At 66.4% G+C, this 16514-nt stretch carries 14 protein-coding genes; 7 read left to right on the top strand and 7 right to left on the bottom strand.

Translation table 11 applies throughout. The features are described 5' to 3' along the window. Positions 1-15 precede the first annotated feature (15 nt). Positions 16-909, top strand: a complete 894-nt coding sequence (locus tag FHS50_RS09135) for an MBL fold metallo-hydrolase (protein WP_183934141.1) — start codon at positions 16-18, stop codon at positions 907-909. Here FHS50_RS09135 and FHS50_RS09130 read toward each other — a convergent pair. From FHS50_RS09130 to hemC, 4 genes are all read right to left on the bottom strand, one after another. Continuing rightward, positions 906-2045, bottom strand: a complete 1140-nt coding sequence (locus tag FHS50_RS09130; protein ID WP_183934140.1) for a serine hydrolase — start codon at positions 2043-2045, stop codon at positions 906-908. The two genes, FHS50_RS09135 and FHS50_RS09130, sit on opposite strands and share 4 nt — an antisense overlap. Positions 2046-2138: 93 nt before the next feature. After that, positions 2139-2954 carry a hypothetical protein gene (locus FHS50_RS09125; protein WP_183934139.1) on the bottom strand — a complete coding sequence of 272 codons (816 nt, stop codon included), beginning with the start codon at positions 2952-2954 and terminating at the stop codon, positions 2139-2141. Continuing rightward, on the bottom strand, positions 2951-3631 hold the full coding sequence (locus FHS50_RS09120; RefSeq protein WP_183934138.1) for a uroporphyrinogen-III synthase: 681 nt from the start codon (positions 3629-3631) through the stop codon (positions 2951-2953). The genes FHS50_RS09125 and FHS50_RS09120 overlap by 4 nt, the downstream gene beginning before the upstream one ends. Continuing rightward, positions 3628-4533, bottom strand: a complete 906-nt coding sequence (gene hemC, locus FHS50_RS09115; protein ID WP_183934137.1) for a hydroxymethylbilane synthase — start codon at positions 4531-4533, stop codon at positions 3628-3630. The genes FHS50_RS09120 and hemC overlap by 4 nt, the downstream gene beginning before the upstream one ends. Before the next feature lie 87 nt (positions 4534-4620). Here hemC and tsaD point away from each other — a divergent pair, with 87 nt between their 5' ends. Both tsaD and FHS50_RS09105 read left to right on the top strand, forming a co-directional pair. Continuing rightward, positions 4621-5652 carry a tRNA (adenosine(37)-N6)-threonylcarbamoyltransferase complex transferase subunit TsaD gene (tsaD, locus tag FHS50_RS09110; protein ID WP_183934136.1) on the top strand — a complete coding sequence of 344 codons (1032 nt, stop codon included), beginning with the start codon at positions 4621-4623 and terminating at the stop codon, positions 5650-5652. Further along, entirely contained in the window at positions 5649-6638 is a 990-nt protein-coding gene (locus FHS50_RS09105) for an NAD(P)H-dependent glycerol-3-phosphate dehydrogenase (RefSeq protein WP_183934135.1), read from the top strand. The genes tsaD and FHS50_RS09105 overlap by 4 nt, the downstream gene beginning before the upstream one ends. A gap of 26 nt (positions 6639-6664) precedes the next feature. Here the strand turns inward: FHS50_RS09105 and FHS50_RS09100 are convergent, their stop codons facing one another. Beyond that, the gene (locus FHS50_RS09100) at positions 6665-6832 is read right to left on the bottom strand and encodes a DUF1674 domain-containing protein (protein WP_183934134.1); all 168 of its coding nucleotides are present in this window, start codon (positions 6830-6832) and stop codon (positions 6665-6667) included. Positions 6833-6860: 28 nt separating this feature from the next. Between FHS50_RS09100 and FHS50_RS09095 the strand changes: the two genes are divergently transcribed. The 4 genes from FHS50_RS09095 to purH are packed head-to-tail and all read left to right on the top strand — an operon-like array spanning position 6861 to position 12018. After that, on the top strand, positions 6861-8108 hold the full coding sequence (locus FHS50_RS09095; RefSeq protein ID WP_183934133.1) for an RsmB/NOP family class I SAM-dependent RNA methyltransferase: 1248 nt from the start codon (positions 6861-6863) through the stop codon (positions 8106-8108). Between the two features lie 14 nt (positions 8109-8122). Then, positions 8123-8782 carry a ribulose-phosphate 3-epimerase gene (gene rpe / locus FHS50_RS09090; RefSeq protein WP_183934132.1) on the top strand — a complete coding sequence of 220 codons (660 nt, stop codon included), beginning with the start codon at positions 8123-8125 and terminating at the stop codon, positions 8780-8782. Further along, positions 8782-10422, top strand: a complete 1641-nt coding sequence (locus tag FHS50_RS09085) for a heparinase II/III family protein (protein ID WP_183934131.1) — start codon at positions 8782-8784, stop codon at positions 10420-10422. Before rpe ends, FHS50_RS09085 begins: the two co-directional genes overlap by 1 nt. A gap of 9 nt (positions 10423-10431) precedes the next feature. Then, entirely contained in the window at positions 10432-12018 is a 1587-nt protein-coding gene (gene purH / locus FHS50_RS09080; protein WP_183934130.1) for a bifunctional phosphoribosylaminoimidazolecarboxamide formyltransferase/IMP cyclohydrolase, read from the top strand. A gap of 12 nt (positions 12019-12030) precedes the next feature. Here purH and FHS50_RS09075 read toward each other — a convergent pair whose 3' ends face one another. Beyond that, positions 12031-13587: a lipopolysaccharide biosynthesis protein gene (locus FHS50_RS09075; RefSeq protein ID WP_183934129.1), complete on the bottom strand. Its 1557-nt coding sequence runs from the start codon at positions 13585-13587 to the stop codon at positions 12031-12033. After that, positions 13584-16400, bottom strand: a complete 2817-nt coding sequence (gene polA, locus FHS50_RS09070; protein ID WP_183934128.1) for a DNA polymerase I — start codon at positions 16398-16400, stop codon at positions 13584-13586. The genes FHS50_RS09075 and polA overlap by 4 nt, the downstream gene beginning before the upstream one ends. Between the last annotated feature and the right edge of the window lie 114 nt (positions 16401-16514).

Genomic DNA, 16514 nt, shown 5'->3' with positions numbered 1-16514 from the left:
CAAGAGAGGTTTCCCATGTCCGAAGCGCAGATCCAGGCCTTTTTCGACGAAGCCACCAAGACGGTGACCTACCTGGTACATGATCCGGCGAGCCGGCGCGGCGTGGTGATCGACCCGGTGCTCGACTATGACGCCGCGGCGGGCAAGGTGGGGACCCACTCGGTCGACGAAGTGCTCGAGGCGGCGCGCGAACAGCAAGTCACCATCGAATGGACGCTGGAAACCCATGTCCATGCCGATCACCTGTCGGGCGCGCCGCTGATCAAGGCGAAGACCGGCGCGCAGATCGCGATCGGCGAGCAGGTGAAGCAGGTGCAGACCATCTTTCGCCCCATTTTCCAGGCCGATGACGTCAAGGGCGACGGGTCGGACTTCGATCTGTTGCTCAAGGACGGCGATGTCATCGAGGTGGGCGAAATGCGCATCCACGTGATGCATGTGCCGGGCCATACGCCTGCCGACATGGCCTATCGCGTGGGGGATGCGGTGTTCGTCGGCGACACGCTGTTCATGCCCGACTATGGCACCGCGCGCGCCGATTTTCCGGGCGGGGATGCGCGGACGCTTTATCGCTCGATCCAGAAGATCCTGTCGCTTCCGCCCGAGACGCGGCTGTTCATGTGCCACGACTACAAGGCACCGGGGCGCGACGAATATGCCTGGGAAAGCAGCGTCGCCGAACAGAAGGCTACCAACCGCCATGTCCATGAAGGGGTGAGCGAGGATGAATTCGTGGCGATGCGCGAAGCGCGTGATGCGACCTTGAGCGCGCCCGACCTCATCATGCCCTCGATCCAGGTCAATATGCGCGCGGGCCGCCTGCCGCCCGCCGAAGCGAACGGCGTGCGCTATCTCAAGATCCCGCTCAAGTTCGAGGAGGAAGGCGACGAAGCGGTGCTGGGCGCCTAGAGCGTGTAGGCACCGCGTTCGTGGCGTTCATGATGCTCGATCACCATGCGGCCGATGTCGCGCATCAGGTCCTGGGCGCTGCCGTCGGTCGAATTGGGGATGGTCATCACCGCGATCGCATAGCTCTTGCCATTGGGCGCGGTGAGGATGCCGATGTCGTTGAGACCGCCCACCCGGCCACGATAATTCTGTCCGGTGCCGGTCTTGTGGTTCCAGGTCCAGCCCGGCTTGAGCCCCGCCTTGACGCGCAGGCGCCCGGTCTTGGCCATGCCCATCGTCGTAAGCAGCTTGGCGGTCGAATGGGGTGAGAGAAGCTCGCCATTCTCGAGCCGCGCCAGTGCGCGGGCGATCGCGATCGGCGCGGCGCCGTCATAGGGATCGTCGATATAGCGGTCGAAGGCCGCGCGGCGCACCGTGTCGGGCAGGCGCGCGCGGGCGGCGCTGAAATTGTTGCCGATCGAATAGGATGGATCCCAGTCGAGCCCCGCGATCTTCGACTGGAGTGCGCGTTCGCCTTCGTAGAAGCGGATCGGGCCGAGGCCCTTGGCGGCGATGGTAGCGCGAACCGCCTCGGGTCCGCCGACTTCGCGCATCAATTTGTCGTTGGCGTGATTGTCGCTCATCACCAGTGCGTCGTAGAGCAGTTCGTCGAGCGATTTCACATAGTTGCCGCGAAGCACCGCGCTGGCGGTCTGGCGGCTCCAGAGGGTGAGGTCGTTGCGGTCGAGGCGCACCTGTTTGGACAGGTTGATCTGGCCCTTGTCGACCGCGTCCATCGCGGTCAGCGCGACCCACAGCTTCGACACCGACTGCTGCGGGAACAGCCGTTCGGGACGCCAGCCGGCTTCCCAGCCATCGTCGATCGACTTGACCGCAATGCCCGAAATGCCCTCGAAGCTGCGCACCCGGTCGAGGATGTCGGCATTGAGTGCCTGGACGGCTTGGTCGGCGGACTGCTCCATCGGCGCATAGGCGCGATCGGTAGCGGTGATGCCCTGTGAAAGCGTGATGGTCACCGAAGCAGGCGGCGCGCTGCTCTTCACCAGTTCCTTCTCGCTCGCGCCGATCGAGGTCGATGCCATCGAGGACGCAATGAGCGAGCTGCCCCACAATAATGCCTGGAACAATGACGTCATGCCTTCACCACTCTCCTTTTTACCCCATAATCAAAGAGATAAAAGGTTAACCAAAAGTATATTAACAAGCGCTGGCAAATCGTGCGGCTGGCCTCAGTTCGTCCGATTTTCGCCTCGGGACAACAATGCGGCCGATTCGATCCGGTCCAGCGCACGCCGCGTAGCAATATAAGCGCGGGCATCCTCGATCCAGTCCTTCGCGGCATCGATGCCCGGCAGGCGCAGGGTTTCGGTGAGCGCGGCGTCCACATCGCCGAGCCGCAGCTGTACCAGAGCGCGCTCGTAACGGGCCTGGGGACGCGGATTGGGCTGGTTGGCGGGATAGACCGCCACGAGATTGGAAAATTCGCGTTTCACCGATGCCCAGACGCTTTCGTCGGGGTCGCCGCGCCGGAGCGCCGGACCCAAGGCCTGGTAGCGTTCGATCAATTGCTCGAGAGCGACCGGATTGCGCGCGCCGGTGATGATGGTTGCGACCGCGGCTTCATGCTGTTCGCCGAACCGCGCGACGAGCAGGGGTTCGAGATAGCCGAGCGCGACACCGCGTTCGATCGCGCGGCGCGCCGCGAAGGCGACGAGAAGCGCATCGGCACGGCCCGCCGAGCCTTCGGCCTGTTCGAGCGAGCGTTCGAGCCGGGCGATCCGCGCTTCAAGCTCCGCGACCTCTTCGGCAGCGGGGGGCGCGGCGCGTGTCGCTCCATCGCGGGCGGCGGGACGCGGGTCGGCCCGATCGACATCGGGTTCGCGCTCGACGCGCAGCGCGGGGACGGGCCGGGGCGCTTCGGCGATGCCGAAGAAACGTGCCGCGCCTTCCCAGCGCGAAAGACCCCAGGTCGCGAGCGCCGCGCCTGCCAGAAGCAGGAAGAAAGTGAGGGCGATGCGTGCCTTCAGGTTGGAGCGGTCATTCATTCCCCGTCTCTCTCGCACAGACGTTTTGCCAGCGCCAGCACTGCCGAATCATCGGGGCTCGTGGCAACCTCTACCGCTTCCCAACCCGTGCCGCAGGCTTCGGCAGCGGCATCGCTGATCGCCGCGATGGTGGTGGCGCCGCGTTCCACGCCATCGCGCTCCACCAGTTCGGCAAGCCGTTTGCCGGCACGGGGACTGTGTACGCACACCACGCTTCCCGGCAGGCGGTCGAGGCCGCGCGGCTCGTCGCGCGCGACGCTCGAATAGACCGCGACGGGAACGACGACATGCTCGCCCGGGTCAGCGGTGCGGCGATGCTGGCCGCACAGGTGCAGAAGGCGGCGCGGCTTCGACAGGCGTACGAGCAGATCTTCGAGCCCACCATCGCCCACCGTCTCGACCATCAGTCCGGCGGCGCGCGCGGCCTTGGCGGTCGCATCACCCACGGCATGGACCGGGAGCCTGCGCAATGGTTCGAGGCCCGCTCCGGCATGGCGGGCGGCATTGGCGCTGGTCAGCACGATCGCGTCGAAACGGTCGGGGTCGGGGGGCGACCATTCGACCGGGCGGACCTTGAAGAGCGGCGCGGTGACGACCTCGTCGAAACCCATCTGCCCGGCCTTCTCGGCGGTGAGCGTGGCGCCCGGTTCGGGGCGCAGGATGACGAGCGGCCTCATGCGAACAATTTTCCGATGCTTTCGGGTGCCTCGTCGAGCAGTTCTCGCGCCAGCGCGGCGGCGGGCGCGACGTCATCCAACGGCATCTCGGCCTCGCCCTCGACGGTCGCGGCACCGTCTTCGGAAAGGATCTGGGCGCGCAGAACAAGCCTCTCCCCGTCGAGCGTGGCATGGGCCGCGACCGGCGAATGGCAGTCGCCCCCCAGCGCGGCGACGAAGGCGCGCTCGGCCAGCACGCAGCGATGCGTCGGGCGATGGTCGATCGCGGCCAAAAGGCGGCGCACCTCCTCGTCACCGTCGCGCGCGTCAATCCCGACCGCGCCCTGCGCGGCGGCGGGCAGCATGACGTCAATCTCGATAGGGGTGCCGATCTCCGACATGCCCAGCCGGTCGAGGCCCGCGGCGGCGAGCAGGGTGGCATCGGCTTCGCCCTTGTCGAGGCGTGCCAATCGCGTCGCGACATTGCCGCGGAAAGTGCGGATGTCGAGATCGGGGCGGAGGGCCAGCAGTTGCGCCGCGCGGCGCGGGCTCGAGGTGCCGACTACCGCGCCCTCGCCGAGCGCGTCGATCGAGGCGGCGCCGATCAGCTTGTCGCGCACGTCGGCGCGCGGCAGCATCGCGGCAATGCCCAGCCCTTCGGGACGGAAGCTTTCGACATCCTTCATCGAATGGACGCTGAGATGGGTTTCGCCGGCCAGCAGCGCACGGTCGAGCTCCTTGGTCCAGAGCGCCTTGCCACCGATCTCGGCGAGCGGCCGGTCCTGGATGCGGTCGCCGCCGGTCTTGAGCGTGACGATCTCGATTTCGAGCCGGTCATGCGCCTTGATCAGCGCATCGGCAACCAATCGTGCCTGCGCCAGCGCGAGCGGTGATCCGCGTGTGCCGAGCCTGAGTGTCTGCATGTCACAGCCCTGCCGAAGCCGGGGCCGCGCTGCAAGCCTTTCCCAGCAAGGCTGGCGCTTTTGCACAGGGTGCGGCAAAGGGCGGTCATGGCTGTGATCCTCGGGCTTGAATCATCGTGCGACGACAGCGCGGCGGCGCTGGTGACGTCCGACCGGCAGATCCTCGCGCAGGCGGTCGTCGGGCAAGCCGACCAGCATCGCCCCTTCGGCGGGGTGGTGCCCGAGATCGCCGCGCGTGCCCATGTCGAGATTCTTCCGGGCCTCGTCCGCCAGGTGCTGCGCGATGCCGCCATCGAGATTGGCGAAGTCGATGCCATCGCCGCCACCGCAGGACCGGGCCTTGTCGGCGGAGTGATGGTCGGGCTGCTCGCGGGCAAGGGTCTGTCTCTTGCCACCGGGAAGCCGCTCATCGCGGTCAACCATCTCGAGGGCCATGCGCTTTCGCCGGGGCTGACCGACGCTTCGCTCGACTTTCCCTATCTCCTCCTGCTGGCGAGCGGGGGGCATTGCCAGCTTCTCGAAGTGCGCGGCGTGGGCGATTACCGGCGGCTGGCGACGACCATCGACGATGCCGCAGGGGAAGCCTTCGACAAGGCAGCCAAGCAATTGGGGCTGGGCTACCCCGGTGGTCCGGCGGTCGAGCAGCTGGCCGGGCAGGGGGATCCCGAGGCAGTGCCGTTGCCGCGTCCGCTGGTCGGGTCGGGCGAACCCCATTTCAGTTTCGCAGGCCTCAAGAGCGCGGTGCAGCGCGCGGTCCAGTCGGGCAAATACCGGCCCGCCGACATTGCCGCGAGCTTCCAGGCCGCGGTGGTCGACTGTTTCGTCGATCGCACGCGCATCGCACTTCGCAAGAGCGATGCGCCAAGCCTCGTCGTGGCGGGCGGAGTTGCCGCCAATGCCTCGGTGCGCGAAGCGCTCGAGACGCTGGCGGCCGAGGAAGGACGGGCATTTTCGGTTCCGCCGGGATGGCTTTGCACCGATAATGCCGCGATGATCGGCTGGGCCGGGGCGCAGCGCCTTGCCGCCGGGTGGGTCGATGGTCTCGACGTGCCCGCGCGGGCGCGCTGGCCGCTCGACGAAGACGCCGAAAAGGTCAGGGGTGCAGGAGTGAAAGCATGAGGATCGAGAAACTCGCGGTGATCGGAGGCGGTGCATGGGGAACCGCGCTGGCGCAGGTCGCGGCGACCGGCGATCGCGAAGTGCTTCTGTGGGCGTTGGAGGACGATGTCGTCAACGCGGTCAACAAGATCCACCAGAACCCCATCTACCTGAAGGATATCCCGCTTTCGAAGTCGATCCGCGCGACCCAGCGTTTTTCCGACTTGCGCGAAGTCGATGCCTGGCTGGTGGTGACGCCTGCCCAGCATATGCGCGCGGTGCTGTCGCGTTCGCCCTGCCCGGGGATGCCGCTGGTGCTCTGTTCGAAGGGGATCGAGGAAAAGTCGGGCCAGCTGCTTCACCATGTCGCCAAGGAAGTGTGTCCGGAATCGCCGGTGGCGGTGCTGTCGGGGCCGACCTTTGCCCATGAAGTCGCCAAGGGGCTGCCCACTGCGGTGACGCTCGCCTGCGAGGATGCCGCGCTCGCCGAAGCGTTGCGCGAGAGGATCGCGCTGCCGACCTTCCGCGCCTATCTGTCGGACGATGTCGCGGGCGCCGAAGTTGGCGGGGCGATCAAGAATGTGCTCGCGATCGCGTGCGGGATCGTCGAGGGCAAGGCCTTGGGGCAGAATGCGCGGGCGGCGCTGATCGCGCGCGGATTTGCCGAAATGCTGCGTTTTGGCGAAGCACTCGGTGCCCGCGCGGAAACGCTCGCCGGGCTGTCGGGGCTGGGCGACCTGGTGTTGACCTGCTCCTCGACCGCGAGCCGTAATTTCTCGTTGGGCAAGGCGATCGGCGAAGGACGGCCCGCGTCCGAACTGATGGCCGACCGCAAGACCGTGGCCGAAGGCGCGCATACCGCGCCCGTGCTCGATGCGCTCGCGCGCGAGAAGAATATCGAGATGCCGATCGTCGCCGCGGTGGCGTCGCTATTGCGGGGCGATGTCAGTGTCGACGATGCGCTGGAAAGCCTGATGAGCCGTCCGCCAAAGCCCGAAGTCGCCTGAGACGACTCTTGTTTTTGGCGTAAAAGCTAGAAATCCCACGCAATGCCCTTGCCTTCCCAGTCGCCATAGCGGGTCGGATCCTTGCGATCCTTCTCGCCCACCGGCGCGTCGGGAAGCTCGACCGCTTCGGGTTCGGGGACCGGCGGCGATTCGGACAGATATTCGGGGGGCTTGGGGCGATTTGGTCGTTTCATCTTGCTCAAATGGGGTCTAGGTGGCGGCATGCCAAGAACGGATCCCGAAGGAAGCGAAGCGCGCGTCGCGGCGCTGCGCATGCTCGATGCGGTATTACGCCGCGACGAAACGCTTGACCAGAGCGCCTCCTATGCGACGCGCGGACTGCCGCCCGCCGATGCGGCGCTGGCGCGGGCGATCGCAGGGGAGACGTTGCGCCGCCTTCCCGATCTCGATGCGCTGATCGACAGCCGCACGCGCGACCCGCTGCCCGACGATGCCAAGGCGCGGATGGTGCTGCGCATGGCGCTGGCACAGAAGATCGGGCTCGGCACGCCCGACCATGCCGTTGTCGCGACCGCGCTTCCCCTGGTCGCCAATGGGCCGAGGCGACTGGTGCATGGCGTGCTGTCCAATCTTTTGAAGGGGAATCTGCCCGAACCCCATGCCGCGCGCTTGCCCGAAGCGATCGAGCGGCGCTGGGAGAAGGCCTGGGGCGATGGCGTGGTCGAGGCGGCGCGCGCGGCGATCCCGCAGCGCCCGCCGCTCGACCTCAGTTTCAGCGAAGAACCGCAGGATTTCGACGGCACGCGCCTTGCCCCGCTTCACCGCCGCCTCGAAGATGCCGGGCGGGTCGAGATGCTGCCGGGCTTTGCCGACGGGCAATGGTGGGTGCAGGACCTTGCGGCCTCGTTGCCTGCGCGGCTCGTTCCTTCGGAAGCGCAGCGTGTGCTCGATGCCTGCGCGGCGCCGGGAGGCAAGACCATGCAGCTCGCCGCCGCGGGGCATGACGTCACCGCGCTCGACCGATCGGAACAGCGAATGAAGCGGCTGCGGCAGAATCTCGATCGCACGGGGCTGTCCGCCGAAATGGTGGTCGCCGATCTCAATGCCTGGCGACCCGACGGGATGTTCGATGCGGTGCTGCTCGATGCGCCCTGTTCGGCGAGCGGGACTTTCCGCCGCCATCCCGAGGTTCTCTATCGCGCCCGCGACCGGGTGGTCGGGGAAATGGCGCGGGTGCAGGCCGAACTGCTCGACAGCGCGGCCTTGATGGTGCGTCCGGGCGGCAGCCTCGTCTATGCCACCTGCTCGCTCGAACCGCTCGAGGGCGAGGAAGCGGTGCGCGCCTTTCTGGAGCGTTTTCCGCAGTTTCGCGTCGTTCCCGCGACTTCGCCGATCGAGGGCGTGGAAGCCAGCGAGGAAGGGTGGATCCGCGTCCTGCCCGGAATGCTCGAAAATGTCGGCGGGCTCGACGGATTCTTTGCAGCGCACCTTGTCCGCGACGGCGAATGAGGGCTAATGGTCCCATGCCCAAACCGATCATCTCTCCGTCCATCCTGTCCGCCGATTTCGCCAAGCTGGGCGAGGAGGTGCGCGCCATCGACGCCGCCGGAGCCGACTGGATCCATATCGACGTGATGGACGGGCATTTCGTGCCCAACATCACCATCGGGCCCGGCGTGGTGAAGGCGCTTCGTCCGCACAGCGACAAGCCTTTCGATGTCCATTTGATGATTTCGCCCGTCGACACTTATCTCGAGGCCTTTGCCGAGGCGGGCGCGGATATCATCACCATCCATCCCGAAGCCGGCGCGCACACGCATCGCACGCTGCAGGCGATCCGCGCCTTGGGGAAGAAAGCGGGGATCGTCCTCAACCCGGGAACGCATGAGGACGGGCTCGACTATCTGCTCGACCTGGCTGACCTCGTCCTGGTGATGAGCGTCAATCCGGGGTTCGGGGGACAGAAATTCATTCCCTCCCAGCTCAACAAGATCGAGGCGATTGCCGAGAAGGTCGCGAAGCGCGGTCTTGACGTCACCATCGAAGTCGATGGCGGGGTCGATCCCGAGACCGCGCCGCGCTGCGTCGATGCAGGCGCAAGCGCCCTGGTCGCGGGCACCGCGGCATTCCGCGGCGGTCCGTCCGCTTATGCCGACAATATCAAGGCGCTGAAAGGCGAGTGATGGCCGAGGGGGCGGACATTGTCGGCCGCCTCGCACGCGGCAGCCTCTTCCAGCGGCTGCTCGGCCCCAAGCGCAAGCCGCTTCGCCTCACTGCGGTGCCGCGCGACCATGTCGAGGGCGACCGCCGCCTCGGGCGCGCGCTTCTCGGCGGTACGCTGGTCTGGGGCGCCGAACAGATCGACCTTGTCGATTTCGACTTTGCGCGCATCGACATGGCTTCTCCGGCAGGGCGGCGGTTGTCGACTTTCGCATGGCTGCGCGATCTTTCGGCGGCGTCGAGCCGCGAACAGGGCGCGCGCATCGGCGAAGCGCTGGCCGGTCGCTGGCTGATTGCCCATGGCACGCGCCCCGATGCCGCATGGGCGCCCGAATTGTGGGGCGAGCGGCTGCTGTTCTGGACCGCTTATGCGCCCTATATCCTCTCCTCGCGCGACAGCGGCTATCGCTCGGCGCTGCTCAACACGCTGGCACGGGGCGCGCGGCATCTCGATGCGCAGGCCGACCGCGCGCGTCCCGGGCTCGACCGGATCACCGCCTGGGCGGGGCTGGTCACCGCGGCATTGACGCTGCAGGGCGGGCTGCCGCGCGTGGCGCGTGCCGAAAGCGGGCTGATGCGCGCGCTGGCGCAGGGACAGTTCGAGGATGGCGGGCTGATGAGCCGCCACCCGCAGGAGCAGGCGCTGCTCGTCGACCGGTTGGGCCTCGTGCGCTCGGCCTATTTCGCCGCCAAGCAGCAGATCCCCGACGGGCTGGAAAATGCCGCCGCCGCTGCCCTGGCAGCGCTGCATGGCGTGAGCATGGGTGATGGCGCATTGTCGAGCTGGCAGGGGGGCAATCCGGGCAGCCCGACCGCGATGGCGGCGCTGATCGAGGGCTGCGGAATGCGCGCTCGCCCGCTGCGCGAAGCGCGCGGCTGGGGCTATCAGCGGATGGGCGCGCTGGGCACCGTGGTCGTGCTAGACGCCGCGCCGCCGCCGCTCACCGCGATGACCGCGTCGGGAAGCGCCTCGACGCTGGCGTTCGAAATGTCTGACGGGACGCAGCGATTGATCGTCAATTGCGGCGGGCCGGGGCTGGCGAAAAGCGTGATGCCGCACAGCCTCGTCGAGGCGCTGCGCAGTTCGGCGGCGCATTCGACTCTGATACTCGACGACAGCAATTCGACCGCGATCCAGCCCGACGGCCCGCTGGGGCGCGGGGTGAGTGACGTCATCATCGACCGCAACGAGGATAATGACGCATCGCGCATCCGCGCCAGCCATGATGGCTATTTGCGTCGCTATGGCATGCTGCACGAGAGGCAGATGTCGCTCGGCAATGACGGCAAGGAATTGAGCGGCGTCGACCGGCTGACTCCCAAGGGACGGCGCAAGATCAAGGGCGAACTGCCTTTTGCCATCCGATTCCACCTCGCGCCCGGGGTCGAACCCACTCCGACCGCCGACGGCATGGGCGCGATCCTGCGTTCCGAAGGCGCGCCTCCCTGGAATTTCCGCTGTCATGGCGCGCCGCTGACCATCGAGGAAAGCCTCCATGTGACCGGGCGCGGCGAACCCAATCCCACCCAGCAGCTGGTCATCAACGGCGAGGTGTCGCGCCTCGGCGTCGAGATTGGCTGGCAATTGCGACGATCGAGCTAAGGACCCTTCATGAAAGAGCATCAACCCATCCGCCGCGCGCTGATTTCCCTGTCGGACAAGGAGGGTCTCGAACCGCTTGCCGAGGCGCTGGTTCGCCATGGCGCCGAACTCGTCTCGACCGGCGGCACCGCCAAGCGGCTGCGCGAGCTTGGTCATGAGGTGCGTGACGTCAGCGATCTGACCGGTTTTCCCGAGATGATGGACGGGCGGGTCAAGACGCTTCACCCCAAGGTGCATGGCGCGATCCTCGGGGTGCGCGACAATCCAGACCATGTCGCCGCGATGGAAGAGCATGGCATCGCGCCGATCGACATGGTCGTGGTCAATCTCTACCCCTTCGAGGAAACCGTCGCCTCGGGCGCCGACCGCGCGACGATCATCGAGAATATCGACATCGGTGGCCCGTCGATGGTGCGCTCGGCGGCCAAGAATCATGGCGATGTCGCGATCCTCACCGATCCTGCCGATTATGACGCCGTGATCGGCGAACTCGACGGCCATGGCGGGCTGACGCTCGAATTCCGCCGGATGCTCGCGGCCAAGGCCTTCGCGCTCACCGCATCCTATGACGCCGCCATTTCGGGCTGGTTCGCCTTTGCCGACCAGGGAGAAGCCTATCCCGAGCGCCGCAGCCTTGCCGCGGTCAAGGCGAGTGAATTGCGATATGGCGAGAATCCGCACCAGAAAGCCGCGCTCTATCTGCCGCAGGCCGTGGTCGGGGGCATCGCCCGCGCGGAGCAGGTTCAGGGCAAGGAACTCAGCTACAACAATCTCAACGATGCCGACGCGGCGTTCGACTTGCTCTCCGAATTTCGTGACGGGCCACCCACGGTGGTCATCGTCAAGCATGCCAATCCCTGCGGTGTGGCAAGCGGCGAGACCTTGGAAGAGGCCTGGCAGTCGGCGCTTGCCTGCGACAGCGTCTCGGCGTTCGGCGGGATCGTCGCGGTCAATCGCACGCTCGACGGAGCGACGGCCCGGGCGATCACGCAGATCTTCACCGAAGTGGTGGTCGCGCCCGATGCCGACGATGACGCCAAGGCGGCATTCGCGGCGAAGAAGAACCTGCGCCTCCTGCTCACCGGGCCGATCCCCGATCCGCGCCGTCCGGGCCAGACGGTCAAGCCGATCGCGGGCGGGCTCCTCTACCAGGACCGCGACAATGCGATGGTGCGACGCGAGGATCTCAAGGTCGTGACCAAGCGCGAGCCGACCGAACAGGAAGTGGCCGACTGCCTCTTTGCCTGGACGGTCGCCAAGCATGTCAAATCCAATGCCATCGTCTACGCCAAGGACGGCGCCACCGCCGGGATCGGCGCCGGGCAGATGAACCGGCGCGATTCGGCGCGGATCGCCGCGATCAAGGCGCGCGAGGCCGCCGAGACGTATGGCTGGGACGAGCCGCGCACGGTGGGAAGCGCGGTGGCCTCCGACGCCTTCTTCCCCTTTGCCGACGGCCTGTTGGCCGCGGTGGATGCGGGCGCGACCGCGGTGATCCAGCCCGGCGGATCGATCCGCGACGATGAAGTTATCGCCGCCGCCGACGAAGCCGGTCTGGCGATGCTGTTCACGGGGATGCGCCACTTCCGCCACTAGGGCGGAGCGAAGTCAGAGAGGTCGGCTGCCGCTCGATCCCGGTGGCGGCAGGTCGATCTCGATGTCGCGCTTGCGCATCTTGAACAGTTCGCGGTCCTCGGGGCCGAAACCCTTGATCCAGATGATCACCCCGAAGGCGATCATGATCGCGGGGCCGCCGATTGCGAGCTGTCCCCAGTCGGGCAGCTTGACCGCGAAATAGCCCACCACCAGAGCCGCGCCCGCTGCCCAGACGATCGGCCAGCGCCAGCCCGATACCGGTGCTTCGACGATGCGCGACAGGAGCCAGGCCTTCGCGATGGCTCCGAAAGCCAATGCGAGCAGCAGTCCCAGTGCGGGACCGATCGCCTGGATGGGATCGGGCAGCTCCATCGAGCGAAGGATGAGGATCGCGCCCGCGGCGAGAACCACCTCGAGCCCGATCATGAACAGGCTGATCAGCATGTTGCGATGGCGCGCGAGATAGATGAGCGCGGCTTCGCTGACCGCCGCCATCGCCGCGACCACTTCGGCGGCAAGCAGCACGCCGAGGATGAGATAGCCCACGCCGAATTCGGGGCCGACGAGGTTCATCACCGCCATCGCGGGGATGCCGAGACCCAGTGCCACCGCGGCCTGTGCGGCGATGATCCAGAAGCCGACCTGCCGGACCTGCCGCGCCACGGCTTTCTTGTTGCCTGCCGCGACGTTGCGCGACACCACGGGGCCGAGGATGGGGTCGAAGCTGGTCTTGAGTTTGCTGGGCAGCGAGGCGACCTGCTGGGCGACATAATAGATGCCGACGATCGCGGGCGAGAAGAACAGGCCGAGCACCGCGATGTCGATACGGCGCGACCCCCATTCGACCGTGTCGGCAATCGCCAGCGGATAATTCTCGCGCGCCATCTGCCATAATTTGCCGGGATGCGGGGTCCAGCCGTGCGGCAGGCCATATTCCTTGAGGAAGGGCCACATCGAGGCGATCACCGCCGCGAGCATCGAGAGCACATAAGCGATGATCAGCCCGTCATCGAGGCTGATGAACACCCAGATGAAGGCCGCGATGGAGATCACCCAGGGCTCTACGATCGCGCGGGCGCGCACGGTCGCGCCGATATTGTGGCGATAAGCGAGCGCGGCGAGGCTGATCTCGGTCCAGGCAAGCGCGAGAACGGTGACCGGAAGCGCGCGTTCGAGCCCGCGCACTTCGCTGTTGGGGAACATCGCCTGCGGGAAGAGGAACAGGAGCCCCATGGTGATCGCCGAGCCGAACAGGGCGACGACAAGCGCGTCCCAGCAGATATGGGTATGGTTGCGATCCTTCGAGTGGCTGAGCTGCTGGGCTAGCCCGCGCTTCAGCCCGAAGGTGCCGAGCTGGGCGGCGAATTCGACCACGATCAGCGCATAGGCAAAACGCCCCAGCGCCTCGGCGCCGTAGAACTGGCCGGCGATCAGCAGGAAAGGAATGCGCGCCACGAGGCGCAGCACGAAGCCGAAGAAATTGATGCGGCCGCCCCGGGCGAGCGCCGCGAGATCCTTCTTGCCGCCGTCGGGCGCGGGGGCGCCCGCCTGTTCCTCGCTTCGGGTCAATGCGCGGCGCCCCAATTGTCGCCCCAGCCGACATCGACGTCGAGCGGGACATCAAGAGGGAGCGCAGGAGCCGCCGCGCCCGACATCACCGTGCGGATCACCGCCGCGGCTTCTTCCTCGCGGCCCCTGGGCACGTCGAACACCAGTTCGTCATGCACCTGGAGCAGCATCTTGACGTCACTCAGCCCTTCTTCGGCGAGCGCCTTGTCCATCCGCGCCATCGCCCGCTTGATGAGGTCGGCGCTGGTGCCCTGAATGGGGGCGTTGATCGCGGCGCGCTCGGCGCCCGCACGGACATTCTGCATCTTCGAGCGGATGTTGGGAAAATGGGTCTTGCGGCCGAAAAGGGTGGTAGTGAAACCGCAGTCGCGCACTTCGGTAAGGGTGCGCGCGATATAGTCGCGGATGCCGGGGAAGCGGTCGAAATAGCGGTCGATGATGTCCTGTGCTTCGCTGCGCTCGATTCCCAGCCGTCCGGCGAGTCCGAAGGCCGAGATGCCGTAGAGGATCGCGAAATTGACCGTCTTGGCCTTGGCGCGGCAATCCTTGTCGGCCGAGCCGAACAGTTCCTCGGCGGTGCGGTCGTGGATGTCCGCGCCTTCGCGAAAGGCCTCCTTGAGCTGGGGCACGTCGGCCATGTGCGCGGCGAGGCGCAGCTCGATCTGGCTATAGTCGGCGCTCATCAGCACATGATCGTCGCTGGCGATGAAGGCATCGCGGATCTTGGCGCCGAGCGGGGTGCGGATGGGGATGTTCTGCAGGTTGGGATCGGTCGAGGACAAGCGCCCGGTCTGCGCGCCCGCGAGGCTGTAGCAAGTGTGCACCCGGCCCGTACGCGGGTCGATCTCTCCCTGGAGCGCGTCGGTATAGGTGCTCTTGAGCTTCGATAGCTGGCGCCAGTCGAGCACCAGCCGAGCGACTTCCATGCCTTCGCCCGCGAGCCGTTCGAGCTCGTTCACGTCCGTCGAATAATTGCCCGTCTTGCCCTTGCGCCCGCCCTTGGCACCAAGCTTGTCGAACAGGATGTTGCCGAGCTGCTGGGGCGAACCGATGGTGAATTCCTCGCCCGCCGCGGCGTGGATCTTCTTTTCGAGCGCGGCGATGTCCTCGGCGAATTCGCCCGACAGGCGTGCGAGATAGTCGCGATCGACGCGCACCCCGCGCTTTTCCATGCGCGCGAGCACCCCGACCATCGGCCGGTCGACACTCTCGTAGACACGGGTCACGCGCTCTGCGGCGAGGCGCGGCTTGAGGCGCTGCCAGAGGCGGAGCGCAACGTCGGCATCCTCGGCAGCATATTCGGTGGCCTTGTCGAGCGGCACTTCGGAAAAGCAGATCTGCTTCTTGCCGGTACCGCACACTTCCTTGAAGCTGAGGCATTGGTGGCCGAGCTGCTTCTTCGCCAGTTCGTCGAGCCCGTGCCCCCCGATCCCGCGCCCGGCATCGAGATCGAAGCTCATGACCAGCGTATCGTCGAGTGGTGAAAGCATGACGTCATCCTTGGCAAGGAGCACCATGTCATATTTGAGATTATGCCCTACTTTCAGGACGCTGGCGTCCTCGAACAGCGGTTTGAGGCGCGTGAGAACGATCTTCCTGTCAAGCTGGGGCGGGCGCTCGGACAAGAGATCGTTTCCGCCATGACCGAAGGGAATGTAGCAGGCGCGGCCCGGCGCGGTGGCGAGGCTGATACCGACGAGTTCGGCGCGCATCGGGTCGAGACCGGTGGTCTCGGTATCGACCGCGACCAGGCCCTTGGCGCGCGCTTCGGCGATCCAGCCGTCGAGCGCATCCTCATCCACGATCGTCTGGTAGGCCGAGCGGTCCACCTCGATCGTCTCGGGCTCGGGCGGTTCGGCGGGAGCCGACGTATATGCCGTCTTGACGTCACTGCCCGAATTTTCGCGCTCTTCCGCCGTTTTCGAGCCGCCACCCATGCGGCGGAGCAACGCCTTGAACCCCTGTTCCTCAAGAAAGGCTCGCAGCGGCTCGGCGGGGATGCCGTCGAGTTTGAAATCGTCGAGCGGCGCGGGGAGCGGTGCATCGCACACCAGTTCGACGAGTTCGCGGCTCATCCGCGCGGCGTCGGCATGTTCGGTGAGATTGCGCTTCAAGGCCGGCTTGCTGATTTCGTCGAGCGAAGCGAGCACGGTTTCGAGGTCGCCATATTGTTCGAGAAGCGTCGCGGCGGTCTTGGGCCCGACGCCCGGCACGCCCGGGATATTGTCGACCTTGTCGCCCATCAGCGCGAGCATGTCGCCGACCTTCTCGGGGCCGACGCCGAATTTCTCGACCACCTCGGCGGCGCGGATGCGCTTGTCCTTCATCGTGTCGAGCATGTCGATCTCGGCGCCGTTGGGCCGCGTCTCGATCAGCTGCATCAGGTCCTTGTCGGAACTGACGATGGTGACTTTCCAGCCCTGGTCGGCGGCGGCGCGGGCATAGCAAGCGATGATATCGTCGGCCTCGAGCCCTTCTTCCTCGATGCAGGGAAGGGAGAAGGCTCGGGTCGCTTCGCGGATCAGCGGGAATTGCGGAACGAGGTCCTCGGGCGGGGGCGGACGGTTGGCCTTGTACTCGGCATAGATGTCGTTGCGGTGCGACTTGGAGGACTTGTCGAGGATCACCGCGAGATGGGTCGGGCCTTCTTCCTTGTTGAGCCCGTCGGCGAGCTTCCACAGCATCGCGGTATAGCCATAGACCGCGCCCGCGGGCGTGCCCGCCTTGTTGGTCAGCGGGGGAAGCTGGTGATAGGCGCGGAAGATATAGCTGGATCCGTCGACCAGGTAGAGGTGGGGTTGCTTATCGGCCATTGCCGATGCGCTTTAGCAGCTATGCGCACGCTTGCCATGCCTGTTTGCGCGGGCGGAAAACGAGACGACGCTCCGGTCCTCCTTCGCTCCGTAGCTTATCTTAGATCTGCTGCT

Origin of the sequence: Sphingomicrobium lutaoense (assembly GCF_014195685.1) — a bacterium.
GTDB classification, from domain to species: domain Bacteria; phylum Pseudomonadota; class Alphaproteobacteria; order Sphingomonadales; family Sphingomonadaceae; genus Sphingomicrobium; species Sphingomicrobium lutaoense.
Note: the sequence above shows the minus strand (reverse complement) of the source record. Positions and strands in the feature narration are given on the sequence as shown.

Excerpts from the sequence above, each read along its gene's own strand:
- FHS50_RS09135 (WP_183934141.1), top strand. The coding sequence starts at position 16 with ATGTCCGAAGCGCAGATCCAGGCCTTTTTCGACGAAGCCACCAAGACG.
- FHS50_RS09130 (WP_183934140.1), bottom strand. The coding sequence starts at position 2,045 with ATGACGTCATTGTTCCAGGCATTATTGTGGGGCAGCTCGCTCATTGCG.
- FHS50_RS09125 (WP_183934139.1), bottom strand. The coding sequence starts at position 2,954 with ATGAATGACCGCTCCAACCTGAAGGCACGCATCGCCCTCACTTTCTTC.
- FHS50_RS09120 (WP_183934138.1), bottom strand. The coding sequence starts at position 3,631 with ATGAGGCCGCTCGTCATCCTGCGCCCCGAACCGGGCGCCACGCTCACC.
- hemC (WP_183934137.1), bottom strand. The coding sequence starts at position 4,533 with ATGCAGACACTCAGGCTCGGCACACGCGGATCACCGCTCGCGCTGGCG.
- tsaD (WP_183934136.1), top strand. The coding sequence starts at position 4,621 with ATGGCTGTGATCCTCGGGCTTGAATCATCGTGCGACGACAGCGCGGCG.
- FHS50_RS09105 (WP_183934135.1), top strand. The coding sequence starts at position 5,649 with ATGAGGATCGAGAAACTCGCGGTGATCGGAGGCGGTGCATGGGGAACC.
- FHS50_RS09100 (WP_183934134.1), bottom strand. The coding sequence starts at position 6,832 with ATGAAACGACCAAATCGCCCCAAGCCCCCCGAATATCTGTCCGAATCG.
- FHS50_RS09095 (WP_183934133.1), top strand. The coding sequence starts at position 6,861 with ATGCCAAGAACGGATCCCGAAGGAAGCGAAGCGCGCGTCGCGGCGCTG.
- rpe (WP_183934132.1), top strand. The coding sequence starts at position 8,123 with ATGCCCAAACCGATCATCTCTCCGTCCATCCTGTCCGCCGATTTCGCC.
- FHS50_RS09085 (WP_183934131.1), top strand. The coding sequence starts at position 8,782 with ATGGCCGAGGGGGCGGACATTGTCGGCCGCCTCGCACGCGGCAGCCTC.
- purH (WP_183934130.1), top strand. The coding sequence starts at position 10,432 with ATGAAAGAGCATCAACCCATCCGCCGCGCGCTGATTTCCCTGTCGGAC.
- polA (WP_183934128.1), bottom strand. The coding sequence starts at position 16,400 with ATGGCCGATAAGCAACCCCACCTCTACCTGGTCGACGGATCCAGCTAT.